We start from the raw sequence: 21,078 nt of genomic DNA, 5'->3' as shown, positions 1-21,078 counted from the left end.
GGCTCGTGCCTTCAGGTCCGGGCGGGTCACCGGGCAGACTGGGTGGATGGCTGATCAGGACGCGCAATCGCCGGTGGGCAGCGAGCCCAACGGACTACCGTCAATTCGCTGGGACGAGCCTCCGGAGGGCCCCGTGCTGGTGCTCCTCGACCAGAGGCGGCTGCCCGCGGAGGAGACGGAGCTGGTGTGCACCGATGTACCGGCTCTGGTGGACGCGATCAGGACCCTCGCCGTGCGAGGGGCGCCTCTGCTGGGGATCGCCGGTGCCTACGGTGTTGCTCTGGCCGCGGTGCGGGGCTACGACGTGGCGGAGGCCACCGGGCTCCTGGAGCGGGCGCGCCCCACCGCCGTGAACCTGGGATACGGCGTGCGCCGGGCCGCTGCGGCGTACTGGGCGGCGCTCGACAAGGGGGCCGGTCAGGATCGGGCGGGGGCGGCCGCGCTGGCGGAGGCCAAGGCGCTGCACCGGGAGGACGCCGAGGCCAGCGTGCGGATGGCCGGGCACGGGCTCGCCCTGCTGGACGAGCTGGTTCCGGGCGGGGGCCACCGGCTGCTGACCCACTGCAACACGGGGGCGCTCGTCTCCGGGGGTGAGGGCACCGCGTTCGCGGTGGCGCTCGGGGCCCACCGGGAGGGCCGGCTGAGGCGGCTGTGGGTGGACGAGACCCGTCCGCTGTTGCAGGGTGCCCGGCTGACCGCGTACGAGGCGGCGCGCAACGGCATGCCGTACAGCCTGCTCACGGACAACGCGGCGGGGTCGCTGTTCGCCGCGGGGGAGGTGGACGCCGTGCTGATCGGGGCGGACCGCATCGCCGCGGACGGGTCGGTGGCCAACAAGGTGGGGAGTTATCCGCTGGCGGTGCTCGCCAAGTACCACCACGTACCGTTCATCGTGGTGGCGCCGACGACGACCGTGGATCTGCTCACGGCGGACGGGGCGTCCATCACCGTGGAGCAGCGTTCCGGTCGGGAAGTGACGGAGCTCACAGTCCCGCCGTTCGGGGTCGGGGACGAGGAGACGGGCGGAGTGCTCGTCGCCCCGGTGGGGACCCAGTCGTACAACCCCGCCTTCGATGTCACGCCGCCGGAGCTGGTCACGGCGATCGTCACGGAAGAAGGCGTAATCTCGCCGGTCACGGGGGCCGGGCTGGCAGAGCTGTGTGCCAGATCATCGCAGGTAACGATTAGCTAATGGGATGATGTCGTTTATGAAGGGACGCGTCCTTGTCGTCGACGACGACACCGCACTGGCCGAGATGCTCGGGATTGTGCTGCGTGGTGAGGGTTTCGAGCCGTCGTTCGTAGCGGACGGCGACAAGGCACTTGCTGCATTTCGAGAGGCGAAGCCGGACCTGGTCCTGCTCGACCTCATGCTGCCCGGTAGGGACGGCATCGAGGTCTGCAGGCTGATCAGGGCCGAGTCGGGTGTGCCGATCGTCATGCTCACTGCCAAGAGCGACACGGTTGACGTAGTGGTGGGCCTGGAGTCCGGGGCCGACGACTACATCGTCAAGCCGTTCAAACCGAAGGAGTTGGTGGCCCGGATCAGGGCTCGTCTGCGCAGGTCCGAAGAGCCGGCCCCGGAGCAGCTGACCATCGGGGACCTGGTCATAGACGTCGCCGGGCACTCGGTGAAGCGGGACGGGCAGTCCATCGCCCTGACGCCGCTGGAGTTCGACCTGCTGGTCGCGCTCGCGCGCAAGCCGTGGCAGGTCTTCACCCGTGAGGTGCTCCTGGAACAGGTCTGGGGCTACCGGCACGCGGCGGACACCCGCCTGGTCAACGTGCATGTGCAGCGGCTCCGCTCCAAGGTCGAGAAGGACCCGGAGCGGCCGGAGATCGTGGTGACCGTCCGAGGTGTCGGTTACAAGGCCGGACCGAGCTGACATGTCCCTGGGTAGCACTGCTCCGAAGCCCGGGGAGCCGGGAGTCCGTGCGGAGCGGGCTGCCGGTTCAGGGCACATCTCGTCCCCCGTCGAGCGCTTCCTGCAGGGCGGCCGGTTGTTCCAGGACCGGGCGCCCGGCGGGCCGCTGCCGCGGTTGCTGATGCGCTGGGTGCGGCGTCCGCTGCTGCCCGCCGTGCGGCTGTGGCGTCGCAACCTCCAGTTGCGGGTCGTCGCGGGCACGCTGCTGATGTCGCTCGGAGTGGTGCTGCTGCTCGGCCTCGTCGTGATCGGGCAGGTGCGCAACGGCCTGCTCGACGCGAAGGGCAAGGCGGCCCAGACACAGGCCGCGGGCGGGTTCGCGGCCGCCCAGGAGAAGGCCAACGCGCCGCTCACCCCCGTCGCCGGCCAGGGCGACGACGGGGCGGACGGTACGACCGAGAACAACTCCTGGCGCACCGAGCTGGTCGACCAGCTCGCCAGTGGCGGCAAGAACGCCTTCAACGTGGTGGCGCTCAGTGCCGACGAGGGCGCCCGCGCGCCCCGTGTTTCGGGGAACGTCAAGGCGGCGAGCATTCCGCAGAGCCTGCGGGACGCGGTGAACAAGGGCCCCGGCGCCTTCCAGACGTATGTGCTGATCCAGTACGAGGACGGGCAGGAGTCCCAGCCCGGTCTCATCGTCGGCAAGCGCCTCTACGACATCGACCGCGACCCGTACCAGCTGTACTACGTCTTCCCGCTCACGCAGGAGGAGAAGTCCCTGACCCTGGTCAAGGGCACGCTGGCGACCGCCGGCCTGTTCGTGGTGGTGCTGCTGGGCGCCATCGCCTGGTTCGTGGTGCGCCAGGTCGTCACCCCCGTACGCATGGCCGCGGGCATCGCCGAACGGCTCTCCGCCGGGCGACTCCAGGAACGGATGAAGGTCACCGGCGAGGACGACATCGCCCGGCTCGGCGAGGCCTTCAACAAGATGGCGCAGAGCCTCCAGTTGAAGATCCAGCAGCTGGAGGAGCTGTCCCGGATGCAGCGGCGGTTCGTCTCGGACGTCTCGCACGAGCTGCGTACGCCGCTGACGACGGTACGGATGGCCGCAGACGTCATCCACGAGGCGCGGGTCGACTTCGACCCCATCACGGCCCGGTCCGCCGAGCTGCTGGGCGACCAGCTCGACCGCTTCGAGTCGCTGCTCTCGGACCTGCTGGAGATCAGCCGCTTCGACGCCGGCGCCGCCGCGCTGGAGGCGGAGCCGATAGACCTGCGGCAGGTGGTGCGCCGGGTGATCGGCGGCGCCGAGCCGCTCGCCGAGCGCAAGGGCACCCGGATCCGGGTCGTCGGCGACGAGCAGCCGGTGATCGCCGAGGCCGACGCGCGGCGCGTCGAGCGCGTCCTGCGCAACCTCGTCGTCAACGCCGTCGAGCACGGGGAGGGGCGCGACGTGGTCGTGCGCCTGGGCGCGGCCGGCGGAGCGGTCGCCGTCGCCGTCCGGGACTACGGAGTGGGGCTGAAGCCCGGCGAGGCGACCCGGGTCTTCAACCGCTTCTGGCGGGCCGACCCGGCCCGGGCCCGGACCACCGGCGGCACCGGCCTCGGCCTCTCCATCGCGGTGGAGGACGCCCGGCTGCACGGCGGCTGGCTCCAGGCGTGGGGCGAGCCCGGCGGCGGTTCGCAGTTCCGGCTGACGCTGCCGCGTACGGCGGACGAGCCGCTGCGGGGCTCGCCGATACCGCTGGAGCCGGAGGACTCGCGGCGCAACCGGGAGAGCCGGGAGCGGGCCGAGGACGCCTCCGCCACGGGAACCTCCGGTACGAACACCGGCACGGGCGGCGGGCACCGGCTGCTGGCCGTGCCCTCGCAGCACGCCGGTACGGGCCGTGCCCCGCTGCCCGGCCGGGCAGCCGTGCCGGCCAGGACCGCGCCCGTGTCGGTGCACCCGGCGGCCCTGCCGGGCAACGGGGCACGGGTGGTGCCGCGTCCCTCGGAGGAGCGGCAGACCGGTCACAACGACTCTCCGGGGCGCGAACCGGGGCGGGAGGACACGATCCGTGAGGACTGACCGCCGTCAGGGCGGCCGTGGGCGTGTGGTGGGGGTGACCGTGCTGGTCGGGTGCGGTGCGCTCGTGCTGTCGGCCTGCGGCTCGATGCCCGTGTCCGGGGACATCAAGGCCGTCGACGCCTCGCAGCCCGGCGACTCCCAGGTGCAGGTGTACGCGGTCGCCCCACGCGACGGCGCCACCCCGAATGAGGTGGTGGACGGCTTCCTGGAGTCGATGACCAGCGACGACTCCGACTTCCGGACGACGCGCAAGTACCTCACCAAGGAGGCGTCGCGCCGGTGGAGGCCGAGCGCGGAGACCACCGTGCTGGCCAAGGCGCCGAACCGGAGCGACCGTCCGGTCAACGACCACGACCGCTCCACGACCGAGGTCATCTACACCCTGACCGGGGAGCAGGTGGCGACGGTCGACGAGCAGAACGCGTACCAGCCGCTCGTCCCCACGGACTACTCCCGCACGCTCCACCTGGTGCGGGAGAAGACGCCGGAGGGCAAGGAATGGCGCATCGACTCGGTGCCGGACGGCCTGGTGCTCGGCCAGTCCGACTTCAAGCGGCTGTACCGCTCGGTCAATAAGTACTACTTCGCGACCGGGGGGTCCGACGCGGACGCCCCGCTCGTCGCCGACCCCGTCTACCTCCGCAACCGGACCGACCCGGCGACCGGGATGGACACGGTGACGCAGGCGGTCCGCAGTCTTCTGCGAGGTCCGACCGACTGGCTGCGGCCCGTCGTCGCCTCGCGCTTTCCCAAGGGGACGGGCCTCGGGAAGAGCGTCGTCTCCCTGACGCCCGACGACCGCAACGTCCTGAAGGTCCCGCTCAACAAGAACGCGGACGGGACCGGGCAGCGGGACTGCCGGATGATGGCCTCGCAGGTCCTCTTCACCCTCCGGGACCTGACCTCCGCGCGGGTCGAGCAGGTGGAGCTGCAGCGTTCCGACGGTTCGCCGCTGTGCGTGCTCGACGCGGACCAGGCCGAGGCGTACGCCCCCGACGGCTCCTCGGGCGGACCCGACAGCCAGTACTTCGTGGATGCCAAGGGCCGGGTGGAGCGCATCCCGGGCAGCACCAGGGGCAGCGGCGAGCCGGAGCCGGTGGCCGGTCCCTTCGGCGACGGCGCGCTGAAGGTGAGCGCGGTCGGCGTGGCCCGGGACGAGCAGTCGGCCGCGGCGCTCTCCCAGCACAACGAGTCGCTCTACGTGACCTCCATCGCCGCGGACGGCGAGCTCCCCGTACCGGCCCTGACGAGCAAGGCGGCCGACCCCGCGGACCGGCTGACGGCGCCCAGCTGGGACGGCCGGGGTGACCTCTGGGTCGCCGACCGCGACCCGGCGGACTCCAGGCTGCTGAGGCTGCCCCACGGCACGGGCAAGCCGCAGGAAGTGACCGTGCCGAGCCTGGGCGGCAGCCGGATCGCCGGGCTGCGGCTCTCCTCGGACGGGGTGCGCATAGCGCTGCTGCTGACGAAGGACGGCCATACGACGCTGAAGATCGGCAGGATCGAGCGGCTCGGCCCGCAGGAGGACGACCAGGTCTCCGTGGTCGACCTGCGTCAGGCGGCGCCGCAGCTCGCGGACGTGACGGCGGTGTCCTGGTCCGGCCGCAGCCGCCTCGTGGTGGTCGGCAAGGAACAGGGCGGCGTACAGCAGGTCCGCTACGTGCAGGCGGACGGCTCGACGCCCTCCTCGGGCGTCCTGCCCGGGGTGAACCAGGTGCTGGCCATCGCCGCCGCCGACGACGAGCAGCTGCCGCTCATGGCGGACACCTTCGGCGACGGGATAGTGAAGCTGCTCCCCGGCGACAACTGGCAGACGGTCCTCAAGGAGGGCTCGGCGCTGGTCTACCCGGGCTGACACCGCCGCCCGCCGGAGTTTTCCACAGGGGTGGCCCGCCGGCTCCGGGAGGCGCACAGTTGAGGTGTGCGGGGGTGGTGGCGCGAGATCAGCGGGCTCGTCCTTCCGGTGGCCTGCGGTGGCTGCGGCAGGGCGCGGACGGAGCTGTGCGAGGCGTGCGGCGCGCGGCTGTACGGCGGAGCGCCGCGCCGGGTGCGGCCCTCGCCGGAGCCCGCCGGGCTGCCGGTGGTGCATGCCGCCGCCGGATACGAGGGCGCGGTGCGGGCGGTGCTGCTCGCCCACAAGGAGCGCGGTGTGCTCGCGATGGCGCGTCCGCTCGGCCGGGCGCTGGCGGGTGCCATACGGGCCGGAATCGGGCGGGATCCGGACGGGCGGCTGCTGCTGCTCGTACCGGTGCCTTCCGCGCGCCGGGCGGTGGCGGCGCGCGGACATGATCCGGCGCGCCGGATCGCGCTGGCGGCGGCCGCCCAGCTGCGGCGGACGGGCGTTACGGCGACCGTCGCCCCGGTGCTGCGGCAGCGGCGGGCGGTGGCCGACCAGTCGGGCCTGACCGCGGCGGAGCGCGGGGCCAACCTGGCCGGGGCGCTGGACGTGGCGCCCGGGAGCGGGCGGCTGCTCACCGCCGGACGGGTGGTGCTGGTGGACGACCTGCTGACCACGGGAGCCACGCTCGCCGAGGCGGCCCGGGCGGTCGGTGCGGCCTGCGGGCGGGCGGGGTCCCGCGTGCGTGACGCGGCCGTGGTCGCGGCGCCCCCTTTGGCCTTCGACGCAGCGTGTCCCGCCGGCCGGGAAATAAACCGGAACTGGAACTGAACTTGCATCGTTGCAGGTAGTGAGTGGGTAAAAAGACCTGAACGGAGGTACGTGCGAGTAGCGGGTGCCGACAACCGTCCGAGCAGGCTATGTTCGGGTGTGAGGAATGGTGAATGCCGGCCCTCGACGAATGCACCATCAGGTTTCGGGCAGGCGACCCACCAGTGGTTCGGAAACCGGAAATCCGGTGGGGTGGAAACCCCTCCGGCTGGGGAGGAGGAGGTGGAAGTCACCGAGTCCGCGGTCCCGGCCATCACCGGGACCAGGTGCAAAAGGGAGATGCTCCGCCGCCGAGCGGAGCGATCCGGGAACGGAGTTCTGCGTGGACATCGTCGTCAAGGGCCGCAAGACCGAGGTGCCCGAGCGGTTCCGCAAGCACGTGGCCGAGAAGCTGAAGCTGGACAAGATCCAGAAGTTCGACGGCAAGGTGATCAGCCTCGACGTGGAGGTGTCCAAGGAGCCGAACCCTCGTCAGGCAGACCGCTCCGACCGGGTGGAGATCACGCTCCGCTCGCGTGGACCGGTCATCAGGGCAGAAGCGGCCGCAGGCGACCCGTACGCAGCGCTGGACCTGGCCACCGGCAAGCTGGAGGCCCGGCTGCGCAAGCAGCACGACAAGCGCTACAGCCGCCGGGGCTCGGGGCGCATTCCCGCTGCCGAGGTCGGAGAGATGGTGCCGGACGCGGCATCCTTCAACGGTGACGGCGAGCTGATTTCCGACGAGACGGCACAGCCCGTACCCACCACCAGGATCGGTTCGCTCGAGGTGCAGGGCGAAGGTCCGCTGGTGATGCGCGAGAAGACGCACGTCGCGGCGCCCATGTCGCTCGACCAGGCCCTCTACGAGATGGAACTGGTCGGACACGACTTCTATCTGTTCGTGGACAACGAGACGAAGGAACCCAGTGTCGTCTACCGGCGACACGCCTACGACTACGGTGTCATCCACCTGAGGACCGACCCGCTGGCCGCCGACGAGGCGGGCGGCGCGGGCGGCGCGCTCGGCGGCTGACGCCACCATCGAGTGGTGCCCCTGGAGCGTCCGTACGCCCCCAGGGGCACCCGTCTGTCGCCAAGTCATCACCGCACTGCCGTCCCGGCATGAAATCATGGCGGCCCAAGCCAATCGGTGCTCTGTGAACTGCCGTTGGCGGACCGTTCGTGAATTTCAGGCCGTGGCCTTCAGGGGGAGGAACGATGGCGGACACCTTCGGGCCCGTGCGCGACGCGAGTGATGCCGAGGATCCCGCACGCGACCTTGGCGGTGCGGACCGGGACGGCGGCTACCGCAAGGAGCCGATCCGGGTCCTGGTGGTGGACGACCACGCGCTCTTCCGCAGAGGGCTGGAGATCGTCCTCGCGCACGAGGAGGACATCGAGGTCGTCGGTGAGGCCGGGGACGGCGCCGAGGCGGTCGACAAGGCGGCCGACCTGCTCCCGGACATCGTGCTGATGGATGTGCGGATGCCCCGGCGAGGCGGAATCGAGGCCTGCACGTCGATCAAGGAAGTGGCTCCCAGTGCGAAGATCATCATGCTGACGATCAGCGACGAGGAAGCCGATCTCTACGAGGCGATCAAGGCCGGGGCCACGGGTTATCTCCTCAAGGAGATCTCCACGGACGAGGTGTCCACCGCGATTCGCGCGGTCGCCGACGGGCAGTCCCAGATCAGTCCGTCGATGGCGTCGAAACTGCTCACCGAGTTCAAGTCGATGATCCAGCGCACCGATGAACGCCGGCTGGTCCCGGCGCCCCGGCTGACCGAACGGGAACTGGAAGTCCTCAAACTGGTCGCGACCGGCATGAACAATCGCGATATCGCGAAGCAACTGTTCATTTCCGAGAACACCGTGAAGAACCACGTCCGCAACATTCTGGAGAAGCTCCAGCTCCACTCCCGGATGGAAGCGGTCGTCTACGCGATGCGGGAGAAGATCCTGGAGATCCGGTGAACCGGCGCGACGGCCGGCGCACCGGGCGCGGTCAGGCCAGCAGGCGGGCGATCTCCGCCGAAAGCGGCCCGCGCAGCTCCGGAGCCTCCACACGCTCCAGCCGGACGTCCGTGCAGCCGACCCAGGAAGCCGCCTCCACCAGGGCCTGAGCCATCGGTGCCACGGCCTTCGCGCCCGCCAGGGACACCTGCCGGGCGATCAGCGTCGTCCCCTCACGGGCCGGGTCGACCCGGCCCTGAAGCTTCCCGCCCGCCAGCAGCGGCATCGCGAAGTAGCCGTGGATCCGCTTCTGCTTGGGCACGTACGCCTCGAGGCGGTGGGTGAAACCGAAGATCCGCTCGGTCCGCGCCCGCTCCCAGACCAGCGAGTCGAACGGCGACAGCAGCGTCGTCCGGTGCCGGCCCCGGGGCTCGGAGGCCAGCGCCGCCGGGTCCGCCCAGGCCGGCTTCGACCAGCCCTCCACGGTCACCGGCACCAGCCCGGAGTCCGCCACCACGGCGTCGAACTGCTCGCCCTTGAGACGGTGGTAGTCGGCGATGTCCGCCCGGGTGCCCACGCCCAGCGACTGACCGGCGAGCGCGACGAGGCGGCGCAGGCACTCCGCGTCGTCCAGGTCGTCGTGGAACACGGTGTCGGGCAGGGCGCGCTCCGCGAGGTCGTAGACCCGCTTCCAGCCGCGCCGCTCGGTGCACACCACCTCGCCGTACATCAGGGCCCGCTCGACGGCCACCTTCGAGGCGGACCAGTCCCACCACTCCCCGCCGTTCTTCGCGCCGCCCAGCTCCGTCGCCGTCAGCGGGCCCTCGGCGGTCAACTGCTTGATGACGGTGTCGTACGCGCCGTCCGGCAGGTCGTGGGACCACTGCGGCCGGGCGCGGTAGGCGCGGCGGCGGAACGCGAAGTGCGGCCACTCCTCGACGGGCAGGATGCACGCCGCGTGCGACCAGTACTCGAAGGCGCGGCCGCCCGACCAGTACGCCTCCTCGACCGTGCGCCGCCCGATCGCGCCCAGGCGCGCGTACGGGATCAGCTCGTGCGAGCGGGCCAGCACCGAGATCGTGTCCAGCTGTACGGCGCCGAGGTGGCGCAGCACCCCGGGCACCCCCGACCGGCGGTCCGGTGCGCCCAGGAAGCCCTGGGCCCGCAGGGCTATTCTGCGGGCCTGGTCGGCGGAGAGTTCGACTGCGGGTGGCTGCACAGACGTCATGCTCCGCACTCTAGGGGGCGGCACTGACACCGCCCGCCGGAACGTACGGGGCGGTGCCCGGCAGACCCAGGTCCGCGGGGAGCAGCGCGCCCACCCACGTATCGCGGCGTACGCCCTTGTTGAGCAGGCCCGAGCGCTGCTCGCCCTCCATGCGGAAGCCTGCGCGCAGCGCGACGGCCCGCGACGGGGCGTTGCCGATCTCCGCACGCCACTCCAGCCGGTCGCAGCCCAGCGAGGTGAAGGCCCAGCGGGCGGCGCACAGGACGGCCTCGGTCATGTAGCCGCGGCCGCGCCGCTCCTTCGCGGTCCAGAAGCCGATCTCGTACGTGCCCGAAAGGGTGCGGCGGTTGACGCCGAGCGCGCCCGCCAGGGCCCCGTCCTCACGGGTCCGCACGGCGAAGTTGTACATGGAGCCGTCCCGCCAGCCCTCGGGGCACATCCGCTCGGTGAAGAACTCCGCGTCGGAACGGTCGTACGGCGAGGGGACGACCGTCCAGCGCTGGATCTCCGGGTCCTGGCACTCCTCGTACACCGCGTCGGTGTCGTCGGGGGTGAAGGGTCGCAGCAGCAGGCGGTCGGTGGTGAGGGCGATCGGTTCGATGGCTTCCATGAAGGGATTCTGGTGAGGTGCCGGTGAGGACGCGAGTACTTTTCGTGATTCCCCGGCACCTTCGGTGCCCTTCGTCCGTTGACTCTGAAGGGCACCGCGGGGAGAACGCGGTGGCAGCCCTCCCGGCGCGGCGGGGTCCTCGCTTACGATGACCGTTGCGGTGGGGCCCACCTGCCGTGCCCGTGCCAGCGTCCATCACACGACCCGTGCCCAGGCCCGACCGGCAAGGAGACCAGCCTCAGTGTCCGTCTTCAACAAGCTCATGCGTGCAGGCGAAGGCAAGATCCTGCGCAAACTGCACCGCATCGCGGACCAGGTCAGCTCCATCGAAGAGGACTTCGTCAACCTCTCCGACGCCGAGCTGCGGGCGCTCACCGACGAGTACAAGGAACGGTACGCGGACGGCGAGAGCCTGGACGACCTGCTTCCCGAGGCGTTCGCGACCGTCCGCGAGGCGGCCAAGCGTGTCCTCGGCCAGCGCCACTACGACGTCCAGATCATGGGCGGCGCCGCGCTGCACCTCGGCTATGTGGCCGAGATGAAGACCGGTGAGGGCAAGACCCTCGTCGGCACGCTGCCCGCGTATCTGAACGCCCTGTCCGGCGACGGCGTCCACCTGATCACGGTGAACGACTACCTGGCCTCGCGTGACTCCGAGATGATGGGCCGGGTCCACAAGTTCCTCGGGCTCGACGTCGGCTGCATCATCGCGAACATGACTCCGGCCCAGCGCCGTGAGCAGTACGCCTGCGACATCACGTACGGCACGAACAACGAGTTCGGGTTCGACTACCTCCGCGACAACATGGCGTGGTCGAAGGAAGAGCTGGTCCAGCGCGGCCACAACTTCGCGATCGTGGACGAGGTCGACTCGATCCTGGTCGACGAGGCCCGTACGCCGCTGATCATCTCCGGTCCCGCCGACCAGGCCACCAAGTGGTACGGCGACTTCGCCAAGCTGGTCACGCGCCTCACCAAGGGCGAGGCGGGCAACCCGCTCAAGGGCATCGAGGAGACCGGCGACTACGAGGTCGACGAGAAGAAGCGGACCGTGGCGATCCACGAGTCCGGTGTCTCCAAGGTCGAGGACTGGCTCGGCATCGAGAACCTGTACGAGTCGGTGAACACCCCCCTCGTCGGGTACCTCAACAACGCCATCAAGGCCAAGGAACTCTTCAAGAAGGACAAGGACTACGTCGTCATCGACGGCGAAGTCATGATCGTCGACGAGCACACCGGCCGTATCCTCGCCGGCCGCCGCTACAACGAGGGCATGCACCAGGCGATCGAGGCGAAGGAAGGGGTGGACATCAAGGACGAGAACCAGACGCTCGCCACGATCACCCTGCAGAACTTCTTCCGCCTCTACAACAAGCTCTCCGGCATGACCGGTACGGCGATGACCGAGGCCGCCGAGTTCCACCAGATCTACAAGCTCGGCGTGGTGCCGATCCCGACGAACCGGCCGATGCAGCGCGTCGACCAGTCGGACCTGATCTACCGCACCGAGGTCGCGAAGTTCGCCGCCGTCGTGGACGACATCGCGGAGAAGCACGAGAAGGGGCAGCCGATCCTCGTCGGCACCACCTCCGTCGAGAAGTCGGAGTACCTCTCGCAGCAGCTCTCCAAGCGCGGTGTCCAGCACGAGGTGCTCAACGCCAAGCAGCACGACCGGGAGGCGACGATCGTCGCCCAGGCCGGCCGCAAGGGCGCGGTGACCGTCGCGACGAACATGGCCGGACGAGGCACCGACATCAAGCTCGGCGGCAACCCGGACGACCTCGCCGAGGCGGAGCTGCGGCAGCGCGGGCTCGACCCCGTCGAGCACGTCGAGGAGTGGGCCGCCGCCCTTCCCGCCGCGCTGGAGAAGGCCGAGGAGTCCGTGCGGGCGGAGTTCGAGGAGGTCAAGGACCTCGGCGGGCTCTACGTGCTGGGCACCGAGCGGCACGAGTCGCGCCGCATCGACAACCAGCTGCGCGGTCGTTCCGGTCGTCAGGGCGACCCGGGCGAGTCCCGCTTCTACCTGTCGCTCGGCGACGACCTGATGCGGCTGTTCAAGGCGCAGATGGTCGAGCGTGTCATGTCGATGGCCAACGTGCCGGACGATGTGCCGATCGAGAACAAGATGGTGACGCGGGCCATCGCGTCCGCGCAGTCGCAGGTCGAGCAGCAGAACTTCGAGACGCGTAAGAACGTCCTGAAGTACGACGAGGTGCTCAACCGGCAGCGTGAGGTCATCTACGGCGAGCGGCGCCGGGTCCTGGAGGGCGAGGACCTGCAGGAGCAGATCCGCCACTTCATGGACGACACCATCGACGACTACATCCGCCAGGAGACGGCGGAGGGCTTCGCCGAGGAGTGGGACCTCGACCGGCTGTGGGGCGCGTTCAAGCAGCTCTACCCGGTGAAGGTCACCGTCGCCGAGCTGGAGGAGACCGCCGGGGATCTGGCCGGGGTCACGGCGGAGTTCATCGCCGAGTCGGTCAAGGAAGACATCCACGAGCAGTACGACGAGCGGGAGAAGACGCTCGGCTCCGAGATCATGCGTGAGCTGGAGCGGCGTGTGGTGCTGTCCGTCCTGGACCGCAAGTGGCGTGAGCACCTCTACGAGATGGACTACCTCCAGGAGGGCATCGGCCTGCGGGCCATGGCCCAGAAGGACCCGCTGGTCGAGTACCAGCGCGAGGGCTTCGACATGTTCAACGCCATGATGGAGGGCATCAAGGAGGAGTCCGTCGGCTACCTGTTCAACCTGGAGGTCCAGGTCGAGCAGCAGGTCGAGGAGGTGCCGGTCGAGGACGCGGCGACCTCGCTGTCCAAGGAGGACGCGGTGCCGGCCTCGCGGCCGGAGATCCGGGCGAAGGGGCTGGACGCTCCGCAGCGGCCGGACCGGCTGCACTTCTCCGCTCCCACGGTTGACGGGGAGGGCGGGGTCGTCGAGGGCGACTTCGCGAACGGGGACGGGGCCGGGGTCGGTGCCGGGTCGGAGTCGGACGGGCTTACTCGGGCGGAGCGGCGTAAGGCGCAGAAGTCTTCTGGGGGGCGGCGGCGTAAGAAGTAGCTTGCGCTGACGTTGTGGGTTGGCGGCTGGGCCGGGCACCGGGTGGTGTCCGGCCCAGCCGTGTTCGGGGTGGGGTGCGGGTGGGGGCGCCTGCGGCGGGCGTGTTCCCCTACCCGCCCCTTCCCGAAACCGGGGCGCTGCCCCGGACCCCGCGCCTCAAACGCCGGCGGGGCTGGGAGATTGCGCCTGGGCCGGTTGGGAGGCCCTTGCGGGTGCCTGTGTGGCCCTGTGCGAGCCTCCTGGGCCCTGTGTGAACCCTCGGTCGCCTCTGGCCCTTTTGCGGGCCCCTGGCCCCTTTGTGTGGGGCTCGCCCCGGCGGGCCCCGCGAGCGCCCGGCTCGTCCGCTCACCGGGTTCGCATCGGTGTGTTGCCCAGTTCCACCGCCGCGCAGCGCCAGCGCAGGTCCGCGCCCTGTTCCAGGCGGAAGGCCATGGCCCGGACCTCCTCGCCCGCGGCGATGCTGGCGCAGGCCTCCACTACGCCGGGGGCCGGCTGGGCGCCTCGGCACATGCGGATGACCGGGCGGGTGCCTCGGGTGCGCAGGGGTGTCGTGGGGGCCAGTTCGGCCAGCTGGTCGTAGGCGTCGCCGATCGTGTGGCCCAGCATCCAGTGGACCGGGCGCTGGCCGCTCAGGACCGCGAGCAGGCGTTCCGCGAACCAGTGGTGGGGGCGCATGCGCCTCGGGACGCGGTGGCGCTGGGCGGGTACGGCTTCGGGCCTGCGGGTGTCCTTGCGGCCTGCGGGCCGGGTCCTGTTCGTGGTCATCTGTCGCCCCCGTGCTCCAGAGGCCCGGTTTTACCGGGCGGTAACTTCTGTTGGTGATCTTCTACGGGGGCGTCGGATTTGTCGCAAGTGTCGGGGAGGGGAGCCGGGGTGCGGTGGGATTCACCTGTCCGGGTGGCGGGCGGGTGATGGGGCGAGCGGGGGCCGGGGCGGGCAGGGTGAGTGGGCGGCGTGAGGTGGACGGGGGCCGGGGGATACGCGTAACCCCAAAGGGGGACGTCGCACGTATCCTGAGGGCGTCTCCGACTACGAAAGCGGCCGAGCCATGCGCGTGTACGTACCCCTGACCCTCGCCGGGCTCGCCGCCGCGCACCGGGCCGGTGAGCTGGGGCCCGGTCCGCTCACCGCCTACGCCGTCACCCCGGCGCTGCGCGAGTGGTACGTCTCCGACGACATCGAGGAGCTGGAGTACGCGGCGCTCAACCGGGCCGCCTCCGCCTCGCTGCGCCTGATCGCCGGGGACCCGCAGGCCGCCCGGCGCCGCGTCGTCGTCGCCGTCGACGTGCCGGACGGGGCCGCCGTCGCCGACCCGGACCACATCCTGGACGCCTCCTCGCTCGGCGAGGTCACGATCGCCTCCGCCGTGCCGCTGGCCAAGGCCGCCGCGGTGCACGTCGACTCCGACGACGCGGACCAGGACGTCACCGCCGCCGCGGCCGCGCTCGGGGCGGCGGACCTCGGGGACGACGACGCGCAGTTCACCGTCGACGGCGCCGAGGACCACGAGCTGCTGTGGTTCGGGGTGCAGGAGATCCCCGGCCTGATCGGGTAGGCGAGGGCGTTGTCAGTGGAGGCGAGTACCGTTTCCGGCATGGGGATCGCACCGGGGGAACACCACCGCACGCATCTGGTCTGGGACTGGAACGGCACGCTGCTCGACGACAACACCGCCGTCGTCGGCGCGACCAACGCCGCGTTCGGGGAGGTCGGCCTGGCGCCGATCACCGTGGAGCAGTACCGGGAGATGTACTGCATCCCGATACCCCGGTTCTACGAGCGGCTGATGGGGCGCCTGCCCACCGACGCCGAGTGGGAGCGGATGGACGGGATCTTCCACCGCCACTACACCGAGCAGCGCGACGCCTGCGGGCTCACCGCCGGGGCCGCCGAGCTGCTGGCCGGGTGGCAGCTGACCGGGCGCAGCCAGTCGATCATGAGCATGTACCGGCACGAGGAGCTCGTCCCCGTCGTGCGCGGTTTCGGCATCGAGCGGCACTTCGTCCGCGTGGACGGGCGCACCGGCCCCTCCGGCGGCAGCAAGTCGGAGTACATGCGGCGGCACCTCGCGGCCATGGACGGGATATCCCCGCAGCACACGGTCGTCATAGGTGACGCGGTGGACGACGCCGTGGCCGCCGCGCACGCCGGTGCCAAGGCCGTCCTCTACACGGGCGGTTCGCACAGCCGTGCCAGCCTGGAGAAGGCCGGTGTCCCCGTCGTGGACACGTTGACCGAGGCGATCGCCCTCGCCGAGCAGCTCACCCGGTAGCCGGACGAGGGTTTCGGACGACGCGTTCGCGCTGTCCAGAGTGTCAAATTTCGTGGGCTTCTTTTGTACACATCCGGATCGTGACGGTCACCGGTGCGGGCGAGATAGCCTGGTGCCGTGATCAGCGCGATATGCCTCGGGGGCAGTGAAGCCCCCGGCCCGCGCCCGGAGCGCCACCGTGCCCGGGCTGCCTCGGCTGATCCCTCCCGCCCGGACCGGCCACTGGAAACGGCCGATACGGTCCCGGCGGTCTCTCATCGCGGCATAGCGTCGACCCCGACCGGAAACCCCGCGTCGTGGCGTTACGCCGACCTTTTCACCTACGTCACGCAACGGCGCGCGACAGGAGCCAGAGGACATGCAGACCAAGCTGGACGAAGCCAAGGCCGAGCTGCTCGCACGGGCCGCCAAGGTAGCTGACAACAGCCCGGGCGGTGGTGTCGGCGGGCCGGACGGTGCCCCCCGGGTGCACGTCGCGTCCGCCGGGGCCGACGGCTCGGGGGCCGGGCAGGAGCACTCGCGCCAGGACGTCCTGCTCTCCTACCTCCAGCGCTACTACCTGCACACCGCCCCCGAGGACATCGTGGGCCGGGACCCGATCGACGTCTTCGGTGCCGCCTCCTCCCACTACCGGCTGGCCGAGGAGCGCCCCCAGGGCAAGGCGAACGTCCGGGTGCACACCCCGACCGTCGAGGAGAACGGCTGGACGTGCAGCCACTCCGTGGTCGAGGTCGTCACCGACGACATGCCGTTCCTGGTCGACTCCGTCACCAACGAGCTCTCCCGCCAGGGCCGCGGCATCCACGTCGTGATCCACCCGCAGGTCGTCGTCCGCCGCGACGTGACCGGCAAGCTGGTCGAGGTCCTGACCGACGGCACCCGCCGGGACGGCGGCAAGGGCCCCAAGGACGCCAAGGCGGGCCTGCCGCACGACGCGCTGGTCGAATCCTGGATCCACGTCGAGATCGACCGCGAGACCGACCGCGCGGACCTCAAGCAGATCCAGCAGGACCTGCTGCGCGTCCTGTCCGACGTACGGGAGACCGTCGAGGACTGGGAGAAGATGCGGGGCGCGGCGCTCCGGATCGCCGACGACCTGCCCGGCGAGCCGCTGGACGACCTCGCCGACGACGAGATCAACGAGGCCCGGGAGCTGCTGCGCTGGCTCGCCGCCGACCACTTCACGTTCCTCGGCTACCGCGAGTACGAGCTCCGGGACACCGACTCGCTGGCCGCCGTCCCCGGCACCGGACTCGGCATCCTGCGCTCCGACCCGCACCACACCGAGGACGAGGCGCACCCCGTCAGCCCGTCCTTCGACCGGCTGCCCGCCGACGCCCGTGCCAAGGCCCGCGAGCACAAGCTCCTCGTCCTGACCAAGGCCAACAGCCGGGCGACCGTGCACCGCCCCAGCTACCTCGACTACGTCGGCGTGAAGAAGTTCGACGCCGATGGCAACGTCATCGGTGAGCGCCGCTTCCTCGGCCTCTTCTCGTCCGCCGCCTACACCGAGTCCGTGCGCCGGGTGCCCGTCATCCGCCGCAAGGTCGCCGAGGTGCTGGAGGGCGCCGGGTTCACGCCCCACAGCCACGACGGCCGCGACCTGCTCCAGATCCTGGAGACCTACCCCCGCGACGAGCTGTTCCAGACGCCCGTCGACCAGCTGCGCTCGATCGTCACCTCGGTGCTCTACCTCCAGGAGCGGCGCCGGCTGCGCCTCTACCTGCGCCAGGACGAGTACGGCCGCTACTACTCCGCGATCGTCTACCTGCCGCGCGACCGCTACACCACCGGTGTCCGGCTGCGGCTGATCGACATCCTCAAGGAGGAACTGAACGGCACCAGCGTCGACTTCACGGCCTGGAACACCGAATCGATCCTCTCCCGGCTGCACTTCGTCGTCCGCGTCCCGCCCGGCAGCGAGCTGCCCAGCCTCACCGACGCCGAGACCGACCGCATCGAAGGCCGCCTGGTCGAGGCCGCCCGCTCCTGGGCCGACGGCTTCCAGGAGGCGCTGAACGCCGAGTGCGGCGAGGAGCGCGCCGCCGAACTGCTCCGCCAGTACGGGCACTCCTTCCCCGAGGGCTACAAGGCCGACCACTCGGCGCGCGCCGCCGTCGCCGACCTCGTCCACCTCGAAGCGCTCAAGGAGAACGAGCGGGACTTCTCGCTCAGCCTGTACGAGCCGGTCGGCGCCGCCCCCGGCGAGCGCCGCTTCAAGATCTACCGCACCGGTGAGCAGGTCTCGCTCTCCGCCGTGCTGCCCGCCCTCCAGCGGCTCGGCGTCGAGGTCGTCGACGAGCGCCCGTACGAGCTGCGCTGCGCCGACCGTACGCACGCCTGGATCTACGACTTCGGGCTGCGGATGCCGCAGGCCACCGCCAACGGCGGCTACCTGGCCGACGGGGCGCGCGAGCGCTTCCAGGACGCCTTCGCCGCCGTGTGGACCGGCGAGGCGGAGAACGACGGCTTCAACGCGCTGGTGCTGAGCGCCGGGCTCGACTGGCGCCAGGCCATGGTGCTGCGCGCCTACGCGAAGTACCTGCGCCAGGCCGGTTCCACGTTCAGCCAGGACTACATGGAGTCCACCCTCCAGAACAACGTCCACACCACCCGGCTGCTCGTCTCGCTCTTCGAGGCCCGGATGTCGCCGGGCCGCCAGAGCGCGGGCACGGAGCTGACCGACGGGCTCCTCGAAGAGCTCGACGGGGCCCTCGACCAGGTCGCCTCGCTCGATGAGGACCGCATCCTGCGCTCCTTCCTCACCGTCATCAAGGCCACCCTGCGCACCAACTTCTTCCAGCACGCGGACGACGGTGAGCCGCACGCGTACGTCTCGATGAAATTCGACCCGCAGTCCATCCCGGACCTGCCCGCGCCCCGCCCGGCGTTCGAGATCTGGGTCTACTCGCCGCGCGTCGAGGGCGTTCACCTGCGCTTCGGCAAGGTCGCCCGCGGTGGCCTGCGCTGGTCGGACCGGCGCGAGGACTTCCGTACGGAGATCCTGGGCCTGGTCAAGGCGCAGATGGTGAAGAACACCGTCATCGTGCCGGTCGGCGCCAAGGGCGGCTTCGTCGCCAAGCAGCTGCCCGACCCGTCCGACCGGGACGCCTGGATGGCCGAGGGCATCGCCGCGTACCGCACCTTCATCTCGGCGCTCCTCGACATCACCGACAACATGGTGGCCGGCGAGGTCGTCCCGCCCAAGGACGTCGTCCGGCACGACGAGGACGACACGTACCTGGTCGTCGCCGCCGACAAGGGCACCGCGAAGTTCTCCGACATCGCCAACGAGGTCGCCGTCGCGTACGGCTTCTGGCTCGGTGACGCGTTCGCCTCCGGCGGTTCGGCCGGTTACGACCACAAGGGCATGGGCATCACCGCCCGGGGCGCCTGGGAGTCCGTCAAGCGGCACTTCCGCGAGCTCGGCCACGACACCCAGACCGAGGACTTCACGGTCGTCGGCGTCGGTGACATGTCCGGCGACGTGTTCGGCAACGGCATGCTGCTCTCCGAGCACATCAGGCTCGTCGCCGCGTTCGACCACCGGCACATCTTCATCGACCCGAACCCGGACGCCGCCACCTCCTACGCCGAGCGGCGCCGCCTCTTCGACCTGCCGCGCAGCTCCTGGGCCGACTACGACAAGGACCTGATCTCCGCGGGCGGCGGCGTCCACCCGCGCAGCGCCAAGTCCATCCCGGTCAACGCCCACATCCGCGAGGCGCTGGGCATCGAGGCCGGGGTCACCAAGATGACGCCCGCCGAGCTGATGCAGGCCGTCCTCAAGGCCCCCGTCGACCTCCTCTGGAACGGCGGCATCGGCACGTACATCAAGTCCACCGCCGAGTCGAACGCGGACGTCGGCGACAAGGGCAACGACGCGATCCGCGTCAACGGCGCCGACCTGCGCGCCAAGGTCGTCGGGGAGGGCGGCAACCTCGGTGCCACCCAGCTCGGGCGCATCGAGTTCGCCCGCGACGGCGGCCGGATCAACACCGACGCGATCGACAACAGCGCCGGGGTGGACACCTCCGACCACGAGGTCAACATCAAGATCCTGCTCAACGGGCTGGTGCGGGACGGCGACATGACCGTCAAGCAGCGCAACAAGCTGCTCGCCGAGATGACCGACGAGATCGGGCACCTGGTGCTGCGCAACAACTACGCGCAGAACACGGCCCTGGCCAACTCGGTCGCGCAGGCGCCCTCCCTGCTCCACGCCCAGCAGCGCTTCATGCGGCGGCTCGGTCGCGACGGCTACCTCGACCGGGCGCTGGAGTTCCTGCCCACCGACCGGCAGATCCGCGAGCTGCTGAACGCCGGCAAGGGGCTCACGCAGCCCGAGCTGGCCGTGCTGCTCGCCTACACCAAGATCACGGCGGCGCAGGAGCTGATCGGGACCAGCCTGCCGGACGACCCGCACCTCCAGAAGCTGCTGCACGCCTACTTCCCGGAGCAGCTGCGCACGCGCTACTCCGAAGCGGTCGACGGGCACGCCCTGCGGCGCGAGATCATCACCACGGTGCTGGTCAACGACACGGTCAACAGCGGTGGTTCGACCTTCCTGCACCGGCTGCGGGAGGAGACCGGGGCCTCCATCGAGGAGATCGTGCGCGCGCAGTTCGCGGCCCGCGAGATCTTCGGGCTCGGCGAGGTCTGGGACGCGGTGGAAGCCCTCGACAACAAGGTCGCCGCCGATGTCCAGACCCGGATCCGGCTGCACTCTCGGCGGCTGGTCGAGCGCGGTTCGCGCTGGCTGCTGGGCAACCGGCCGCAGCCGCTGGCGATCTCCGAGACGGTCGACTTCTTCCGCGACGGTGTCGAGCAGGTCTGGGCGGCGCTGCCGAAGATGCTGAAGGGCGCCGACCAGGAGTGGTACCAGGGCATCCTGGACGAGCTGACCGAAGCGGGCGTCCCGGACGAGCTGGCGCAGCGCGTCGCCGGGTTCTCCTCCGCCTTCCCCACGCTCGACATCGTGGCGATCGCGGACCGTACGGGCAAGGAGCCGCTGGCCGTCGCGGAGGTGTACTACGACCTCGCGGACCGGCTGGGGATCACGCAGCTGATGGACCGGATCATCGAGCTGCCGCGGGCGGACCGCTGGCAGTCGATGGCGCGGGCGTCGATCCGCGAGGACCTGTACGCGGCGCATGCGGCGCTGACGGCCGATGTGCTGGCCGTGGGCGACGGGGCGTCGTCGCCGCAGGAGCGGTTCGAGGCGTGGGAGGACAAGAACGCGGCGATCCTGGCCCGGTCGCGGTCGACGCTGGAGGAGATCCAGGGGTCGGACGCGTTTGATCTGGCGAATCTTTCGGTGGCCATGCGGACGATGCGGACGTTGCTGCGTACGCACGCCTAGGCTGCGACG

14 protein-coding genes are annotated in these 21,078 nt (G+C 70.7%); 11 read left to right on the top strand and 3 right to left on the bottom strand.

What is annotated here, in order from left to right:
* The first annotated feature begins 46 nt into the window (after nucleotides 1–46).
* The 7 genes from mtnA (at nucleotide 47) to OHS17_RS12570 (ending at nucleotide 8,557) form a co-directional block, all read left to right on the top strand.
* The gene (gene mtnA, locus OHS17_RS12600) at nucleotides 47–1,192 is read left to right on the top strand and encodes an S-methyl-5-thioribose-1-phosphate isomerase (RefSeq protein ID WP_161208693.1); all 1,146 of its coding nucleotides are present in this window, start codon (nucleotides 47–49) and stop codon (nucleotides 1,190–1,192) included.
* A gap of 4 nt (nucleotides 1,193–1,196) precedes the next feature.
* Nucleotides 1,197–1,886 (top strand): two-component system response regulator MtrA, encoded by a 690-nt coding sequence (gene mtrA / locus OHS17_RS12595; protein ID WP_005316841.1) that lies wholly within the window; start codon nucleotides 1,197–1,199, stop codon nucleotides 1,884–1,886.
* Between the two features lies 1 nt (nucleotide 1,887).
* Nucleotides 1,888–3,936, top strand: a complete 2,049-nt coding sequence (mtrB, locus tag OHS17_RS12590) for an MtrAB system histidine kinase MtrB (protein WP_330312233.1) — start codon at nucleotides 1,888–1,890, stop codon at nucleotides 3,934–3,936.
* Between the two features lie 85 nt (nucleotides 3,937–4,021).
* The gene (locus OHS17_RS12585) at nucleotides 4,022–5,791 is read left to right on the top strand and encodes an LpqB family beta-propeller domain-containing protein (RefSeq protein WP_330315239.1); all 1,770 of its coding nucleotides are present in this window, start codon (nucleotides 4,022–4,024) and stop codon (nucleotides 5,789–5,791) included.
* A gap of 66 nt (nucleotides 5,792–5,857) precedes the next feature.
* A complete protein-coding gene (locus OHS17_RS12580) occupies nucleotides 5,858–6,604 on the top strand; it encodes a ComF family protein (RefSeq protein WP_330312232.1) in 747 nt (248 codons plus the stop codon).
* A gap of 322 nt (nucleotides 6,605–6,926) precedes the next feature.
* A complete protein-coding gene (gene hpf / locus OHS17_RS12575; RefSeq protein WP_330312231.1) occupies nucleotides 6,927–7,616 on the top strand; it encodes a ribosome hibernation-promoting factor, HPF/YfiA family in 690 nt (229 codons plus the stop codon).
* 185 nt (nucleotides 7,617–7,801) lie between these two features.
* Entirely contained in the window at nucleotides 7,802–8,557 is a 756-nt protein-coding gene (locus OHS17_RS12570) for a response regulator transcription factor (protein WP_330312230.1), read from the top strand.
* 31 nt (nucleotides 8,558–8,588) lie between these two features.
* Here OHS17_RS12570 and OHS17_RS12565 read toward each other — a convergent pair whose 3' ends face one another.
* Both OHS17_RS12565 and OHS17_RS12560 read right to left on the bottom strand, forming a co-directional pair.
* Nucleotides 8,589–9,764 carry a winged helix-turn-helix domain-containing protein gene (locus tag OHS17_RS12565; RefSeq protein ID WP_330312229.1) on the bottom strand — a complete coding sequence of 392 codons (1,176 nt, stop codon included), beginning with the start codon at nucleotides 9,762–9,764 and terminating at the stop codon, nucleotides 8,589–8,591.
* Nucleotides 9,765–9,774: 10 nt separating this feature from the next.
* Nucleotides 9,775–10,365 (bottom strand): GNAT family N-acetyltransferase, encoded by a 591-nt coding sequence (locus OHS17_RS12560; protein WP_330315238.1) that lies wholly within the window; start codon nucleotides 10,363–10,365, stop codon nucleotides 9,775–9,777.
* 250 nt (nucleotides 10,366–10,615) lie between these two features.
* Between OHS17_RS12560 and secA the strand changes: the two genes are divergently transcribed.
* On the top strand, nucleotides 10,616–13,435 hold the full coding sequence (gene secA, locus OHS17_RS12555; RefSeq protein ID WP_018100820.1) for a preprotein translocase subunit SecA: 2,820 nt from the start codon (nucleotides 10,616–10,618) through the stop codon (nucleotides 13,433–13,435).
* A 345-nt stretch (nucleotides 13,436–13,780) separates the two neighbouring features.
* On the opposite strand, the gene OHS17_RS12550 is transcribed toward secA, so the two are convergent.
* Nucleotides 13,781–14,200 carry an Rv3235 family protein gene (locus tag OHS17_RS12550; protein WP_018100819.1) on the bottom strand — a complete coding sequence of 140 codons (420 nt, stop codon included), beginning with the start codon at nucleotides 14,198–14,200 and terminating at the stop codon, nucleotides 13,781–13,783.
* Nucleotides 14,201–14,483: 283 nt separating this feature from the next.
* Between OHS17_RS12550 and OHS17_RS12545 the strand changes: the two genes are divergently transcribed.
* The 3 genes from OHS17_RS12545 (at nucleotide 14,484) to OHS17_RS12535 (ending at nucleotide 21,069) form a co-directional block, all read left to right on the top strand.
* Nucleotides 14,484–14,990 (top strand): DUF6912 family protein, encoded by a 507-nt coding sequence (locus tag OHS17_RS12545; protein ID WP_073863714.1) that lies wholly within the window; start codon nucleotides 14,484–14,486, stop codon nucleotides 14,988–14,990.
* A 39-nt stretch (nucleotides 14,991–15,029) separates the two neighbouring features.
* The gene (locus tag OHS17_RS12540; RefSeq protein ID WP_018100817.1) at nucleotides 15,030–15,707 is read left to right on the top strand and encodes an HAD family hydrolase; all 678 of its coding nucleotides are present in this window, start codon (nucleotides 15,030–15,032) and stop codon (nucleotides 15,705–15,707) included.
* Nucleotides 15,708–16,065: 358 nt separating this feature from the next.
* Nucleotides 16,066–21,069, top strand: coding sequence for an NAD-glutamate dehydrogenase (locus tag OHS17_RS12535; RefSeq protein WP_330312228.1), 5,004 nt, complete (start codon nucleotides 16,066–16,068; stop codon nucleotides 21,067–21,069).
* Nucleotides 21,070–21,078: the final 9 nt, after the last annotated feature.

Origin of the sequence: Streptomyces sp. NBC_00523 (assembly GCF_036346615.1) — a bacterium.
Classification (GTDB): domain Bacteria; phylum Actinomycetota; class Actinomycetes; order Streptomycetales; family Streptomycetaceae; genus Streptomyces.
The sequence above is the reverse complement of the archived record's forward strand: the minus strand, read 5'-3'. Positions and strand labels throughout refer to the sequence as shown.

What these genes read in the sequence shown, in the direction of transcription:
- mtnA (WP_161208693.1), top strand. Translation starts at nt 47, where the DNA reads ATGGCTGATCAGGACGCGCAATCGCCGGTGGGCAGCGAGCCCAACGGA.
- mtrA (WP_005316841.1), top strand. Translation starts at nt 1,197, where the DNA reads ATGATGTCGTTTATGAAGGGACGCGTCCTTGTCGTCGACGACGACACC.
- mtrB (WP_330312233.1), top strand. Translation starts at nt 1,888, where the DNA reads ATGTCCCTGGGTAGCACTGCTCCGAAGCCCGGGGAGCCGGGAGTCCGT.
- OHS17_RS12585 (WP_330315239.1), top strand. Translation starts at nt 4,022, where the DNA reads ATGCCCGTGTCCGGGGACATCAAGGCCGTCGACGCCTCGCAGCCCGGC.
- OHS17_RS12570 (WP_330312230.1), top strand. Translation starts at nt 7,802, where the DNA reads ATGGCGGACACCTTCGGGCCCGTGCGCGACGCGAGTGATGCCGAGGAT.
- OHS17_RS12565 (WP_330312229.1), bottom strand. Translation starts at nt 9,764, where the DNA reads ATGACGTCTGTGCAGCCACCCGCAGTCGAACTCTCCGCCGACCAGGCC.
- OHS17_RS12550 (WP_018100819.1), bottom strand. Translation starts at nt 14,200, where the DNA reads ATGACCACGAACAGGACCCGGCCCGCAGGCCGCAAGGACACCCGCAGG.
- OHS17_RS12545 (WP_073863714.1), top strand. Translation starts at nt 14,484, where the DNA reads ATGCGCGTGTACGTACCCCTGACCCTCGCCGGGCTCGCCGCCGCGCAC.
- OHS17_RS12540 (WP_018100817.1), top strand. Translation starts at nt 15,030, where the DNA reads ATGGGGATCGCACCGGGGGAACACCACCGCACGCATCTGGTCTGGGAC.
- OHS17_RS12535 (WP_330312228.1), top strand. Translation starts at nt 16,066, where the DNA reads ATGCAGACCAAGCTGGACGAAGCCAAGGCCGAGCTGCTCGCACGGGCC.